Source organism: Actinospineispora acaciae DSM 45401 (genome assembly GCF_000620785.1).
GTDB lineage: Bacteria > Actinomycetota > Actinomycetes > Mycobacteriales > Pseudonocardiaceae > Pseudonocardia > Pseudonocardia acaciae.
The window spans coordinates 1,594,560-1,607,860 of the sequence record NZ_JIAI01000001.1 but is presented as its reverse complement, the minus strand read 5'-3'; the positions used below and the strand labels follow the sequence as shown (position 1 = coordinate 1,607,860).

General features: G+C 71.9%; 11 protein-coding genes. 8 read left to right on the top strand and 3 right to left on the bottom strand.

Features of this window, described 5'->3' with window-relative positions; translation table 11 throughout:
* Positions 1–63: 63 nt before the first annotated feature.
* The 3 genes from N912_RS50180 to N912_RS0107735 form a co-directional block, all read right to left on the bottom strand.
* Positions 64–1,254 carry an MFS transporter gene (locus N912_RS50180; RefSeq protein ID WP_051579805.1) on the bottom strand — a complete coding sequence of 397 codons (1,191 nt, stop codon included), beginning with the start codon at positions 1,252–1,254 and terminating at the stop codon, positions 64–66.
* A gap of 20 nt (positions 1,255–1,274) precedes the next feature.
* Positions 1,275–2,255 carry a glycoside hydrolase family 43 protein gene (locus tag N912_RS50175; RefSeq protein WP_084210658.1) on the bottom strand — a complete coding sequence of 327 codons (981 nt, stop codon included), beginning with the start codon at positions 2,253–2,255 and terminating at the stop codon, positions 1,275–1,277.
* Positions 2,256–2,438: 183 nt separating this feature from the next.
* Positions 2,439–3,581 (bottom strand): LLM class flavin-dependent oxidoreductase, encoded by a 1,143-nt coding sequence (locus N912_RS0107735; RefSeq protein ID WP_084210657.1) that lies wholly within the window; start codon positions 3,579–3,581, stop codon positions 2,439–2,441.
* A gap of 212 nt (positions 3,582–3,793) precedes the next feature.
* Between N912_RS0107735 and N912_RS50170 the strand changes: the two genes are divergently transcribed.
* From N912_RS50170 to N912_RS50150, 8 genes are read left to right on the top strand one after another with little or no spacing between them, the layout of a single operon-like run.
* Positions 3,794–4,846 (top strand): phosphotriesterase family protein, encoded by a 1,053-nt coding sequence (locus N912_RS50170; protein ID WP_169747829.1) that lies wholly within the window; start codon positions 3,794–3,796, stop codon positions 4,844–4,846.
* Positions 4,843–6,255: a sugar porter family MFS transporter gene (locus N912_RS50165; RefSeq protein WP_051579802.1), complete on the top strand. Its 1,413-nt coding sequence runs from the start codon at positions 4,843–4,845 to the stop codon at positions 6,253–6,255. Before N912_RS50170 ends, N912_RS50165 begins: the two co-directional genes overlap by 4 nt.
* Positions 6,252–7,943: a phytoene desaturase family protein gene (locus tag N912_RS50160; RefSeq protein ID WP_051579801.1), complete on the top strand. Its 1,692-nt coding sequence runs from the start codon at positions 6,252–6,254 to the stop codon at positions 7,941–7,943. The genes N912_RS50165 and N912_RS50160 overlap by 4 nt, the downstream gene beginning before the upstream one ends.
* A 23-nt stretch (positions 7,944–7,966) precedes the next feature.
* Positions 7,967–9,436, top strand: coding sequence for an APC family permease (locus tag N912_RS0107715; protein WP_028921996.1), 1,470 nt, complete (start codon positions 7,967–7,969; stop codon positions 9,434–9,436).
* 20 nt (positions 9,437–9,456) lie between these two features.
* Positions 9,457–10,371: a dihydrodipicolinate synthase family protein gene (locus N912_RS0107710; protein ID WP_028921995.1), complete on the top strand. Its 915-nt coding sequence runs from the start codon at positions 9,457–9,459 to the stop codon at positions 10,369–10,371.
* Positions 10,371–11,393: a zinc-dependent alcohol dehydrogenase gene (locus N912_RS0107705; RefSeq protein ID WP_037062967.1), complete on the top strand. Its 1,023-nt coding sequence runs from the start codon at positions 10,371–10,373 to the stop codon at positions 11,391–11,393. The genes N912_RS0107710 and N912_RS0107705 overlap by 1 nt, the downstream gene beginning before the upstream one ends.
* Complete coding sequence (locus tag N912_RS50155) at positions 11,390–12,418, top strand: aldose epimerase family protein (protein WP_037062965.1); 1,029 nt, start codon at positions 11,390–11,392, stop codon at positions 12,416–12,418. Before N912_RS0107705 ends, N912_RS50155 begins: the two co-directional genes overlap by 4 nt.
* Complete coding sequence (locus tag N912_RS50150) at positions 12,415–13,290, top strand: SMP-30/gluconolactonase/LRE family protein (RefSeq protein ID WP_051579800.1); 876 nt, start codon at positions 12,415–12,417, stop codon at positions 13,288–13,290. The genes N912_RS50155 and N912_RS50150 overlap by 4 nt, the downstream gene beginning before the upstream one ends.
* The last annotated feature ends 11 nt before the right edge of the window (positions 13,291–13,301 follow it).

The window sequence follows — 13,301 nt, the reverse complement described above, 5'->3', positions numbered from 1 at the left end:
GACCCCATGGCCAGCGGAGACCCTACGGCATACAACGGCATGCAACCATTCGACGAGCGTGAGCTAGCCGAACGCGCGGCGCGCGGCGTAGCGGCTTCGGCCCAGCGTGGCGAGCACGACCAGCGGCACCGCCGCCGCCAGCGCGAGCGCGAACACGAGCTGGAACCGCCCGCCGTCGACCAGCGGCCCGGCCACCGCCGCACCCACCGCGCTGCCGCTGAACAGCATGGTGGCGAACAGCGAGACCGCCGTCGCCCTGGCGCCGGGCGCGACGTCGGTCGCCCAGGTCTGCAGCGTCGAGTGCAGGAACGCCCACCCGGCGCCCAGCAGCACCGAGCCCGCCACCACCGGTCCGATGCCGTGGTCCACGGTCAGCACCAGGTAGGCCGACGCCGCCAGGCAGCCGCCGATGAGGATCAGCCGCGTCGGGGCGACGGTGCGCGAGGAGCGCTTGACCACCCGGGCGAACCCGAGGACGGCGAGGCCGTAGCACGCGGTGAGCCCGCCGGACAGCGCGACGCCCAGCCCGTCGGACTGCAACGTGACCGGCAGGAACGTCAGCGGGCCGAGCAGCACGAACCCCTCGACCAGGGCGAGCCCGAGCACCAGCAGCGCCCACCGGTTGCCGAGCACCGCGCGCAGCGACGCACCCACCGGCGCCGGCTCGGCCAGCGGCGGTTCGGTCATCCGGCGCATCACCACCACCAGCACCCCGGCCATCACCGCGGTCAGCGCGAACGCCACCCGCCAGCTGGTGAGGTCGGCGATGGCCCCGGCGCCCACGGTCGCCACGGCGATGCCCACGGCGGTGCTGGTCATCAGGTCGGTGAGCGGGGCCTGGCGGATACGGATGGGCACCGTGTCGCCGATGTAGACCAGCGCGCTGGGGATCGCGGCGGCGAAGCACGCGCCGGTGAACCCGCGCGCCACGACCAGCCAGTCCGTGCCGGGAGCCAGCGCGGAGGCGAGCCCGCCGACGGCCGCGAGCAGCAGCGCCAGCCGGATCGTGCGGACCCGCCCGAGCCGGTCGGACACCATCGCCCAGCCGATCTGCGCGATGCCGTAGCACAGGAAGTAGGCCGCCGCCGCGTGGCTGACCGCCCGCACCGAGCCGCCCAGGTCGGCGGCGATCACCGCGATCATCGCGGCGATCATCAGCCGGTCGAAGGAACTGGTGAACGAGGAGACCTGGAGCAGCCTCAGCGCCTGCGCGGTCGTCCTCGGCACCTCGCCGTGGTCGGCTTCGGCCGGCACCGGGACCCCCTTCGCTACGACTACAACGACGATAGGTCCGGTTCGGCCGGTACGCGCGCGGGGCGGTCCAATGTCACTGTGGGGTGGCCGTCGGCGGTCCAGTCCAGGCCGACCACGAACATGCCCCGCCGGGTCTGGTCGATGGAGGCATGGAAGACCAGGTAGTCGCCGTCGGGCCCGGCGACCACGTCCTGGTGCCCGGGGTTGCGGTAGGCGCCGTGGATGGTGTCGGTGGTCAGCAGCGCGCCCGGTTGTTTGGTGTACGGGCCGCCGATCGCGGGCGCGATCGCGTAGTTGACGAAATAGGTGCCGCTGCTGAAGGTATTCGCGGAGTAGAAGAGCACGTACGAGTCGTTGTGCCGGACCAAGGTGGGCGCCTCGACGATGTTGGCTTCCTCCGGCCGGTCCGAGCGCAGAATCTCGACGCGGTCGCCGTCCAGCGCGCGTCCGTCCTGGCTCAGTTTCCGCAGCCACATGGTGGACCGGGTGCGGCCGCTCTTGTAGATCAGGTAACGGGTTCCGTCGGTGTCGGTGAACGCCTCCGCGTCGATCGTGTCCCCTTCGGCCGGTTCCACGATCAGCGCGTCCGTCCCGACCGGCCGAAACGGTCCGCCGGGGCCGTCCGAGGCGGCCACGCCCAGGCATTGCACCTGGTGAGCGGCGTGGCGGGCGGTGTAGTAGAGCAGGTAGCCCTCGCCGGCGGCGGCGACCTCGGGTGCCCAGATGCACGGCCCGCCGTGACCGGCGTCGGCGACCCAGCCGGCGGCCTCCGGCATCCCCTCGCCGGCGCCGACCCACGGACCGGCCAATGCCGTCGCGCGGAACATCGGCAGCCGTATGAGCGAACCGTCATACATGCTGTTCGTCGAGTACGCGTAGTACTCACTCCCGACCGCCAGCACGTTGGGATCCGGAAAATCCCTGTTGATAACGGGCTGAATGGCGGGAGCCGAGGCTGGCGGATTCTTCCCGAACAGTTTTGACAGCCATCCCAGACGCATCCGGCGAGACTAGTGCCGCGTAAACGAGGTCGTCTTACCCGCCTTCGGCGCCCAGGCGGCGCCCCGCCGCGTTGTCGTCGGGGCCGATACAACCCCGGTATCGGCCCCTCCGAATCAGACACAGCCTTGCGGTGCATCCACCTGGATCACCGAATACGGGCAAGGAACCTCGTTTACCCGACACTAGGTGCGTTCCTTCCGGTGCCGCTCGGTGGCCGCCTGGATGGCGTCGGCCTGCCGGCGGTCCAGCTCCCGCCAGCGGTCCCGGCCGTACTGCTCGGCGCGCCGCAGCCGCTCGGTGGAGCCCTGGAACCGGGGCTTGACGTAGCGGGCGAACAGCTCGTAGCTCTTCGCGGTGGCCTCCGGCCTGGCCCACTCGTGGTGCATGAGCAGGTAGGCGCCGAACCCGCCGGACTGCTTGTCCAGCCGCTCGACCTGGGCGATCGCCTCGTCCGGCGTGCCGATCACGCCCAGGCCCGTCTCGTTCACCCAGGCCACGCGCTCCTCGAAGGTGGAACCGGCGGCGCGGAAGTGCGGCGCGGCCACCACCTCCTGGGTGTACTCGCAGAAGGCGTCCAGCCCGAACCGGACGTCCCGGATGGCCTGCTCCCGGGTCTCCGCCAGGTGCATCGGTCCGACCAGCCGCCACGCGGCCCGGTCGGCGCGGTGGCCGAACTCGGGGGCGCGCTGCTCCATCACGTCCCAGTGCAGGGCCAGCGCGTCGAACCCGTCCCGCGCGGTGGCGCCGACCGAGAGCAGCCCGAGCCCTTTCTTGGCGGCCGTCCTCGGCCCGGTCGGCGACGCGATCGCGGCCACCGCGATGTCGAAGTCGCTGAACGGCGTGAGCTGGGTGCGGGCGTCCACCAGCGTGTACCTGTCGGTCCGTGCCGAGACCGTCTCGCCGCGCAGCAGGGCCATCAGCACGTCGGTGTCGTGCTCCAGCGCGCCGCGCTGCTCCTCCAGCCCGATGCCGATCATCGTGGCGTCGGTGGGCAGCGCGCCCGGCCCCAGCCCGAGCATGAACCGCCCCCGGGTGAGGTGGTCGAGGAACAGCGCGCGGTCGGCCACCCACAGCGGGTTGTGGTACGGCAGCGAGACCACGCCGGTGCCGAGCCTGATGTGCCGGGTGTGGTTGGCGGCGTGCGCGATGAAGATCATCGGGTCCGGGATGATCTCGTGCCCGCAGGAGTGGTGCTCGCCGATCCACGCCTCGTCGTAGCCGAGCTTGTCCAGCAGCCTGAGCACGTCCAGGTCTCGCTCGTACGCCGACGTCGGATCCTGCCCGACCGGCGAGTGGAACGGGGCCATGAAGATCCCAAAACGCATACGAGGCACGACGACTCCTCCACGGTGAGGACCACGCCGGACGCGTGGCAGCCGTCACAAGCATCACATTGACGCCGCTGCTCCGCACATGCTCGTCCAACGGGGATGTGACGTTAAAGCAGCGGCCTGTTGACAACCGGAACACCGGTCGTCTCTAATGCCTTTAACGTCAAAGTGCAGCAGCGAAGGGGCTCCCGCGGATGACGCCTGTGATGACAGTGACCGGCCCGGTGGACTCGTCCGAGCTCGGTCTCACGCTCAGCCACGAGCATCTGTTGATCGATCTGACCCGCTATGTCGAGCGCCCGGCGGACGCGAGCGGCGCGCGGTTCGTCGACGAGCCGGTACGGATGGACAACCTGGACCGGGTGCGCCGCGGGCCCTACTCCAACCTCGACAACTGCCTGCTCGGGGACGTCGAGCTGGCCATCGATGAGATCGACCAGTTCCGGCGGCTCGGCGGGCGGACGGTGGTCGACGCCACGAACGCCGACATCGGGCGTGATCCGCGCGGGCTGCGCGAGATCGCCGCCGCGACCGGCCTGAACATCGTCGCCGGCTGCGGTCACTACGTGCACGCCGCGCACCCGGAGGAGCTGGCGTCGGCCACCGTGGAGGACATCGACGCGCGCCTGGTCCGCGAGCTGACCACCGGAATCGACGGCACCGACATCCGCGCCGGGATCATCGGCGAGATCGGCACCACCGACCCGCTGCATCCCCGGGAGCGGACGGTCCTGCACGCCGCCGCGCTGGCGCACCGCGAAACGGGCGCGCCCGTGTCCGTCCACGTACACCCGCCGACCCGGTACGCGCACGACATCCTCGACCTCCTCGAAGCCGACGGGGTCGATCCGTCCCACGTTGTTCTCGGCCACCTGGACGGGACGCTGGCGCACACCGACATCGACTTCGACGGGGCCGTCGAGCACCATCGGTCGCTCGCGGCGCGCGGATGCTTCATCGAGTACGACCTGTGCGGCAACAACGGCTACTTCCGGCACAACGGACTGGAATGGTGGCTGCCCTCCGACCAGCAGCGCGCGCTCGCGCTGCGCCGGCTCATCGACGCCGGCCACGGGCATCAGCTCCTGCTTTCCCACGATGTCGGTCACAAGCACTATCTGACCCGCTACGGCGGCTGGGGTTACGCCCACATTCTTCGCACGATGACGTCCATCATGGCGGCGTGCGGCATTGCACCGGCACAGATCGATGCCATACTCAGGGACAATCCCGCCCGCATGTTGAGCGGCCGGGCATGAGCTCGATGTCCGACAACCCGAGAGTCATCTACTTCATCGCCACCGTGTCCGGCGTGAGCGGGCTGTTGTTCGGTTACGACAACGGCATCATCGGCAGCGCGATGCTGTACATCTCGCGCCGTTTCGAGCTGTCGCCGTTCCAGCAGGCAATGGTCACGAGCATGATCCTGGTCGGGGCGATCGTCGGTGCGCTCGCGGGCGGGGCGCTGTCGAGCCGTTTCGGCCGCCGGCGCATCGTGGTGATGGTCGCGCTGGTGTTCGCCGTCGGAGCGGTGGCCGCCGCGCTCGCCCCGAACGCCGAGGCCCTCGCGCTGTCCCGTTTCGTGCTCGGGCTGTCGGTGGGCGGCGCGTCGAGCACGGTCCCGGTCTATGTCGCGGAGCTGGCCCCGCCGCGCATTCGGGGGACGCTCACCGTCCTGTTCGAGCTGATGGTCGGGGTGGGCGTGCTCAGCGCGTACCTGGTGGGGTTCGTGCTGGCCGGCGAGGGCTGGCGGTGGATGTTCGGGATCGCCACGGTCCCCGCCGTGTTCCTGCTGGTGGGCATGTTCTTCCTCCCGGAAAGCCCGCGGTGGCTGGTCGGCAAGGGCCGGCCGGGTGAGGCCCGGGATGTGCTCCGTCGGGTGCGCCCGCGATCGGCCGACGTGGACCGCGAGGTCGCCGAGATCGAGGAGGTCGACCGGCGGCGCTCGGCCGGCGGTTGGCGCCTGGTGTGCGGGTCGTGGGCACGGCCGGCGATGGTGGTCGCGCTCGGGATCGCGATGTTCTCCCAGGTCACCGGCGTGAACGCGATCGTCTACTACGCGCCGACCATTCTCACCGCCGCCGGGTTCGACGACAGCGGCGCGCTGCTGGCCGGGGTCGGCGTCGGGCTGGCCGTCCTGGTCGGGTCGATCGTGGGGACCGCCCTGGTCGACCGGGTCGGCCGCCGGCGGCTGCTGTTGACCATGATGCCGGCCTCGGCGGCGTGCATGACGATCCTGGCCTGCACGTTCTTCGCCCACGACATCTCCGGCGCGGCCGCGTGGGTCGTCGTGGTCTCGATGCTCGCGTTCGTGGTGTTCAACGCGGGGAGCATCCAGATCGCGCTGTGGCTGGTCGGCCCTGAGGTGTTCCCGCTGCGCATCCGGGGCACCGCCACCAGCGCGTCGACGGGCGCGGCCTGGGGGTTCAACCTGCTGGTCTCGCTCACCGCGCTGTCCGCCATCGACACGCTGGGCCGACCGGCGACCTTCCTGACCTACGCGGCGATGAACGTCGCCTGCTGCGTCTTCGTCTATCTGTGGGTGCCCGAGACGGCCGGCAGAACCCTCGAAGAGGTCGAGTCGGCGCTCAACAAGGGCCGCCGGTTCCGAGACAACCTCGCCGAGGTCGCTCGCATGCGAACGATTGGAGAACCACACCAGCCATGAGCACAGTCATCGTGGTGGGCGCCGGTCACAACGGGCTCGTGGCCGCCGCCTATCTGGCACGGGCCGGGCATGACGTCACGGTGTTCGAGCGGCGCGACACAATCGGCGGCGCCTGCGTCACCGAAGAGCTGATTCCCGGCGCGAAGTTCTCCAGCTGCGCCTATGTGAACTCGTCGCTGCGGCCGGAGATCATCCGCGAGCTGGAACTGACCCGGCACGGGCTCGACATGTACACCACCGACGTCATGAACTTCGTCATGGGGGAGGACGGCGAGCATTTCTTCGTCTGGCCCGAGCTGGATCGTACGATCCGGGAGCTGGAACGGATCGGCGAGCGCGACACCGGCGCTTTCGTCGACTTCGGAATTCGTTTCCGCCGTTTCGCCAAGCTCGTCCGGCCCTACCTTCTCGCCGAACCGCCCCGGCTCAGCGAGGTGATCGGCAGGTTCGAGGACGCCGGCGAGATCGAGCTGTGGCACGAGTTCGTCACCCAGAGCGTGGAGACGACGCTGCGGCGCTACTTCTCCCACGACCTCACCATCGGCCTGTTCTCCTTCTTCGCGCTGGTCTCGGCGTACGCGAGCCCGATGGACCCCGGGACCGCGTACGGGTTCAGCCACCACTCGTGGGGCGAGTACGACGGGGAGTTCGGCCGCTTCGGCTTCGCCCGGGGCGGGATGGGCGCCATCTCGGACGCCATCGCCTCGGCCGCGCGCGAGGCCGGCGCCACCATCCGCACCGGCGCGGGCGTCGACGAGATCATCACCAGCGGCGGGCGGGTCGCGGGCGTGCGCGTGGGGCAGGCCGTGCACCGGGCAGACGTGGTGGTGTCCAACGTCGACACCCGGCACACGCTCCTGCGGCTGGTCACGCCCGGTGCGGTCGCCCCCGAGCAGCGCGCCAAGGTGGAGCGCCTCGACTTCCGGGGCAGCATGGCCCGGGTCCACCTGCTGGTGGACGAGCTGCCGCACTACCGTGGGCTGCCGCCCGGCGAGGGTCCGCAGCACCGGGGCTTCACCCTGCTCGGCGGCACCCCCGCCGCGTACGAGCGGGCGTGGCAGGCGCAGAAGCGCGGCGAGCTGTGCGACGGCTATCCGATCGAGCTGCTCATCCCGTCGGTCACCGACCCCGCCGTGGCGCCCGAGGGGCTGCACACGATCTCGACCGGGATCCAGCAGCTGCCGTTCACCCTCGCCGAGGGCGACTGGGACTCCCGCAAGGAGGAGTTCACCCGGGCGGTCATCGGCTCGCTGGCCCACTACGCGCCGAACCTGCCGGGCAGCGTGCGCGCCAGCCACACCATCACGCCGCTGGACCTGGAGCGCGACTACGGCCTGACCGGCGGGAACATCTTCCAGGGCGCGATGTCGCTCGACCAGCTGTTCGCCTCCCGGCCCGGCTACGACACGGCCCTGCCGGGCCTGTACCTGTGCGGCGCGGCCACCCACCCCGGCGGGGCGGTGATGGGCGCGTGCGGACACAACGCGGCGAAGGCGGTCATCGCCGACCTGTCCGGTGCGCGCACCCCGCGCACCCCGCGCACCCCGCGCACGCCCGCCGCGACCCGGGGCGCCGGGCCGGACGTCATCGACCGGCTCGCGTCCGCACCCCGCCTGCGCCCGCTGCGCAACTGGGCGCTCAGGCAGAAGGCATTCCGCTCGGTGATCGCATTCGGCAAACGTCGATAGCCACGACAGTGAGGTCAAGGCTCATGTCCCACAGCGAAGGCTCCACACTGCGGAGCAACACCATCGGCGCCGGCCACATCGTGTTCTTCGTGGTGTCGGCGGCGGCCCCGCTCTCGGGCGTCGTCCTCGGCGTCCCCGTGATCATCGGCCAGGGCAACGGCATCGGCGCCGCCGGCTCGTTCGTCCTGGTCACCGGCGTGCTGTTGCTGTTCGCCGTCGGGTACAGCGCGATGAGCCGCCACGTCGTCAACGCCGGCGGGTTCTACGTGTACGTGGCGCGGGGGCTCGGGCGGATCCCCGGGCTCGGGGCGGCCACCCTGGCGCTGTTCGCGTACACCGCGATCCAGGCCGGGATGTTCGGCGCGCTGGGCGCCTACGTCGGCCGGTTCGTGCGTTCCTACCTGGGCGTCGACCTGCCGTGGTGGGGATACTCGCTCGCCGGCGTGGCGCTGTGCCTGGCGCTCGGGGTGCGTCAGGTCGACGTCGGCGCCCGGGTGCTGGGCGTCATGCTCGCGCTGGAGACGGTGCTGATCGTCGCCCTGGACGTGGGCATCGCGGCCACCGGCGGTGCGCACGCGGGCGGCCCGGCGTCGCTGTCCTGGCAGCCGTTCGCGCCCTCGGCGGTGTTCGGCGGGGCGCTGGGCATCGCGCTGGTGTTCGCCCACACCTCGTTCATCGGCTTCGAGGCCACCGTGATCTACGGCGAGGAGGCTCGCAACCCCCGGCGGACGGTGCCGAGGGCGACCTACGTGGCGCTGGTGCTGATGGGCGCGTTCTACGCGATCTCGACCTGGCTGCTGACCGAGGCGTTCCCGGCCGCCGAGGTGGTCGGGCTGGCCCAGGCCGACCCGGAGTCGTTCACCGCGCGGGCGGTCCAGGCGCAGCTCGGCGCCACCAGCGCCCACGTGTTGTCCGCGCTGATCATCACCAGCATCTTCGCCGCGGTCCTGGCGTTCCACAACACGCTGGCCCGCTACCTGTTCGCGCTGGGCCGCCACGGCCTGATGTGGACGGCGCTGGGCCGCACGCACCGGACCCGGCAGTCGCCCGAGGTGGCGTGCTACGTCCAGGCGGCCAGCGCCGTCGTCGTGATCGTCGCGTTCGCGGTGGCCGGGTTCGACCCGTACACCAACCTGTACGTGTGGGCGACCGGGCTGGGCGCCACCGGCATCATCGTGCTGCAGGTGGTGGCCTCGGTCGCGGTGTTCGGCTTCTTCCGCCGCCACGACGTGGACAGGCGGACCTGGCACACGGTGGTCGCGCCGGTGCTGGGGATGCTCGGCCTGCTGGTGCTGGCCGTGGCCGCGCTGAGCAACTTCGGGCTGCTGATCGGCGTGTCCTCGGGCGGCGCGGTGCTCGCGCTGGGGGCCGTGCTGCTGTGCGCCGCGCTGGTCGGGATGGCGCGCGCGGCGTACCTGCGCCGCCACGACCCGGCCGTCTACAACCGAATCGGGGACGTGGCCCGGGACGCCCACGAACCAACCGCCAGATGACGACACGACGAGGAGTTCAGATGCCCCAGTCACCCGCCGGCGTGCTGCCGGTGCTGGCCATGCCGTTCACCGACGACGGCGAGATGGACCTCGCCGCGCTGGCCGGCGAGATCGAGTGGGTGCTCGCCCAGCGGGTCGACGGCGTCGTCCTCGGCATGGTGTCCGAGGTGCTGCGGCTGTCCAGCGAGGAGCGCGACCTGGCCACCGAACGGACCTGCGCGGTGGTCGCCGGTCGGGCCACCGTCACCGCCAGCGTCGGCGCGGAGAGCCTGCACACCGCCGTCCGGCATGCCCGGCGCGCCGAGGCGAGCGGCGCGGACGCCGTGATGGCCATCCCGCCGCTCGGCACGGCCTGCGACGATGGCGAGCTGCTCAGGTACTACTCGGGGATCTTCGACGCCATTGGGATCCCGGTGGTGGTGCAGGACGCGAGCGGATACGTGGGCCGGCCGCTGTCGATCGAGGTGCAGGCGACGCTGTTGCGCGAGTACGGCGACCGGGCGCTGTTCAAGCCGGAGGCGCAGCCGATCGGCCCGAGGCTGAGCGCGCTGCGCGACGCCACCGGGGGCGCGGCGCGCGTCTACGAGGGCAGCGGGGGCCTGGCGCTGGTGGACAGCTTCGCGCGCGGGGTCGTGGGGACGATGCCGGGCCCGGACGTCTGCTGGGCGCTGGTGGCGCTGTGGCGGGCGCTCCAGGCCGGCGACCAGGCCACCGTCGACGCGATCAACGGGCCGCTCACCGCGCTGGTGTCGATCCAGAGCACGCTGGACTCGTTCGTGGCCGTGCAGAAGCATCTGCTGCGCAGGCAGGGGGCGCTCACGGACGCGAGGTCCCGAGGCCCGGTCGGGTTCATCCTCGATCCGGAGACCGAGCGGGAGGTCGACCGGCGCTTCGACCTCCTTGCGGCGGCGGTGAACGCGGAGGTGACGGCCTGATGGCGGCGCACAGGTCGGGCCGGGCGCTGGTGGTCCGCGAGCCGGGCGAGGTGGTGTTGGAGGACCGGACGGTCGAAGCGGGGGGTGGGCTGCTGGTCGAGCCGTACTTCGTCGGGCTGTGCGGCACCGACCTCGAGATCATCCGCGGCGACCTCGATCCGGCGTACACCCGCTACCCGCTGGTCCTCGGGCACGAGTGGTCGGGGCGGGTGGTCGAGGCGGCCGGCGGGTTCGCGCCGGGCGACCCCGTCGTGGTCGAGGGCGTGTTCCCGTGCTCGGTGTGCGGGCCGTGCCGGGAAGGCCGGACGAACATGTGCGCGAACTACGAGGAGCTGGGCTTCACCCTCGACGGGGCCGCCGGGCCCGCGGTCGCCGCGCCCGCGCACCTGGTGCACCGGCTCTGCGACGACGTCCCGCTCGCGGCGGGGGCGCTGGTCGAGCCGGCGGCGGTCGTCCTGCGCGCGCTGACCGAGATCGACATCGCGCCGGGGTCCAGCGTGCTCGTGATCGGCGACGGCACCGTGGGGCTGCTCGCGGCGCAGCTGGCCCGCATGTGGTCCCCGGCCTCGGTCGCCATGGCCGGCCGGCGGCCCGCGCAGGAAACGCTCGCCACCACCGCCGCGGGCGTGGACGACTTCACCGTGGACGTCCCGAATGCGGAAGGCTACGACGTGGTCGTCGAGGCGGCGGGCAGCACCGTCGCCGTGGAGAACGCGCTGCGCGCGGCCCGCCCCGGCGGCCAGGTGCTGCTGCTCGGCATCGCCGGCCACGGCAGGTCCGCGAACCTGCTCGTCGACGACGTCGTCAACAAGGACCTGCGGATCCGGGGCAGCTTCAGCTACACCGCCGCCGCGTGGGCCACCACCGTGCGGCTGCTCAACAGCGGGCGGTTCCGGCCGCTGCCGCTGGTGACCCACCGCCTGCCGCTGGACCGGTATTCGGACGCGCTGGACCTGCTGGCCACCCCGTCCGGCGAGCCGCGAGGCAAGATCCTGATCGAGATGAAGGGAACGTCGAAGTGATCGAGAGCACCCGGGAGGACGACGCCACCGTCGTCACGATCTCGAACGAGCACTGCACGGCGGTCCTGACCGACCTGGGCGCGCGGCTGCTCGAACTGCACGTCCCGGACCGCGACGGCGCGCTCGCCGACGTGGTCCTCGGCCGCCCCACCCTGGCGCAGAGCGCGACCGACCCGAACTACATGGGCTCCACCGCGGGCCGCTACGCCAACCGCATCCGCGACGGCAGGTTCGTCCTGGACGGCACGCCGCACCAGCTCACCCGCAACGAGGGCCGCAACCACCTGCACGGCGGCGAGCGCGGCTTCGACCGCCAGGCCTGGCGGGTGACGACCCGCCCCGACCGCGACGAGGTCACCTTCCACCTGGTGTCACCCGACGGCGACGAGGGCTACCCGGGCACGCTGACCACGTCGGTGACCTACCGGCTGACCGGCCCGGCCCTGGACATCGAGATCGAGGCCACCACCGACCGGGCCACCGTCGTCAACATCGTGCACCACTCGTACTTCAACCTCGGCGGCGCGGACTCCGGCTCGGTGCTCGACCACCTGCTGTGGCTGAACAGCTCGTTCTACACGCCCGTCGACGACGAGCTGCTGCCCACCGGCGAGGTGCTGGCGGTCGCGGGCACGCCGTTCGACTTCCGCACGCCGACCCCGATCGGCAAGCACCTGCACGAGGTCCAGCGCACGTCCGACCGGGGCGCCGGGTACGACCACAACTGGGTGCTCGCCGGCACCGGCATGCGCGAGGTCGCGACGGTCGAGGACCCGCGCAGCGGGCGGCGGATGGCGATGAGCACGGACCAGCCGGGCGTGCAGGTCTACGTCGGCGGCTACCTCGACGGCGTCACCGCGAAGCCGCCGCTGCCCGAGTACCGGGCGTTCGCCGGGCTCACGTTCGAGGCCCAGACCTTCCCGGACTCGGTGAACCACTCGCACTTCCCGCAACCCGTCCTGCGCCCCGGCCAGGCGTACCGCAACCGGAGCCGGTTCGAGTTCTCCACGGTCGCGCCGGCGTGAGCGAGGTGGTGCGCGCCGAGGTCGTCGCGGACTCGCCCCGGTGTGAGCTGGGCGAGAGCCCGGCCTGGGACGAGCGGCTCGGGGTGCTGAGCTGGCTCGACATCACCGGGCGGCGGCTGCACCAGCGGGACGCGGCGGGCGCGATCCGGACGACAGTGCTGTCGGAGCCGGTGACCTCGATCGGGCTCACGGACGGTGAGCATCTGGTCGGCACCCGCGCGGACGGGTTCGCGTCCATCGACCCGCGCGACGGTACGGTGACCCCGCTCGGCGGGACGCTCGGACTGCCGCCGGGGGACCGGATGAACGACGGCGGATGTGACCCCGCCGGCCGGTACTGGGCGGGCAGCATGAACACCACCGGCGGCACCGGGACCGCCTCGCTGTGGCGGCTGGAACGCTCCGGGCGGGTGGTGCGGATCCTGGACGGGCTCACCGAGTCCAACGGGCTGGCCTGGCCGTCCGACGACCCCGACACCCTCTACCACGTCGACACCCCTCGGCAGCGGGTCGAGCGGCTGGGCGTGGACGCCTCCGGCGCGGTCCGGGCCAGGACGACGGTCGCCGAGCTGGAGGGCGCCCCCGACGGCCTGACCCTGGACGCGGACGGCAACCTCTGGGTCGCGCTCTGGGGGACCGGCCGCGTCCGCCAGCTCGCCCCGGACGGAACGCCGCTGCGCGAGGTGCGGCTGCCCGCGACCTCCTGCAGCAACACGGCGTTCTTCCGTGACACCGCCGGCTGGCGGCTGGCGATCACCACGGCGCGGGAGGACGTGCCGCCCGACCGGCTCGACGCCGACGACCGCCACGGCGCGCTGTTCGTGGCCGACGTGCCGGCCACCGGCGTCCCCGCACACAGGTTCCACGGATAGAGGGGTTCTAC

What these genes read in the sequence shown, in the direction of transcription:
- N912_RS50175 (WP_084210658.1), bottom strand. Translation starts at nt 2,255, where the DNA reads ATGCGTCTGGGATGGCTGTCAAAACTGTTCGGGAAGAATCCGCCAGCC.
- N912_RS50165 (WP_051579802.1), top strand. Translation starts at nt 4,843, where the DNA reads ATGAGCTCGATGTCCGACAACCCGAGAGTCATCTACTTCATCGCCACC.
- N912_RS0107735 (WP_084210657.1), bottom strand. Translation starts at nt 3,581, where the DNA reads ATGCGTTTTGGGATCTTCATGGCCCCGTTCCACTCGCCGGTCGGGCAG.
- N912_RS0107710 (WP_028921995.1), top strand. Translation starts at nt 9,457, where the DNA reads ATGCCCCAGTCACCCGCCGGCGTGCTGCCGGTGCTGGCCATGCCGTTC.
- N912_RS50170 (WP_169747829.1), top strand. Translation starts at nt 3,794, where the DNA reads ATGACAGTGACCGGCCCGGTGGACTCGTCCGAGCTCGGTCTCACGCTC.
- N912_RS0107715 (WP_028921996.1), top strand. Translation starts at nt 7,967, where the DNA reads ATGTCCCACAGCGAAGGCTCCACACTGCGGAGCAACACCATCGGCGCC.
- N912_RS50160 (WP_051579801.1), top strand. Translation starts at nt 6,252, where the DNA reads ATGAGCACAGTCATCGTGGTGGGCGCCGGTCACAACGGGCTCGTGGCC.
- N912_RS0107705 (WP_037062967.1), top strand. Translation starts at nt 10,371, where the DNA reads ATGGCGGCGCACAGGTCGGGCCGGGCGCTGGTGGTCCGCGAGCCGGGC.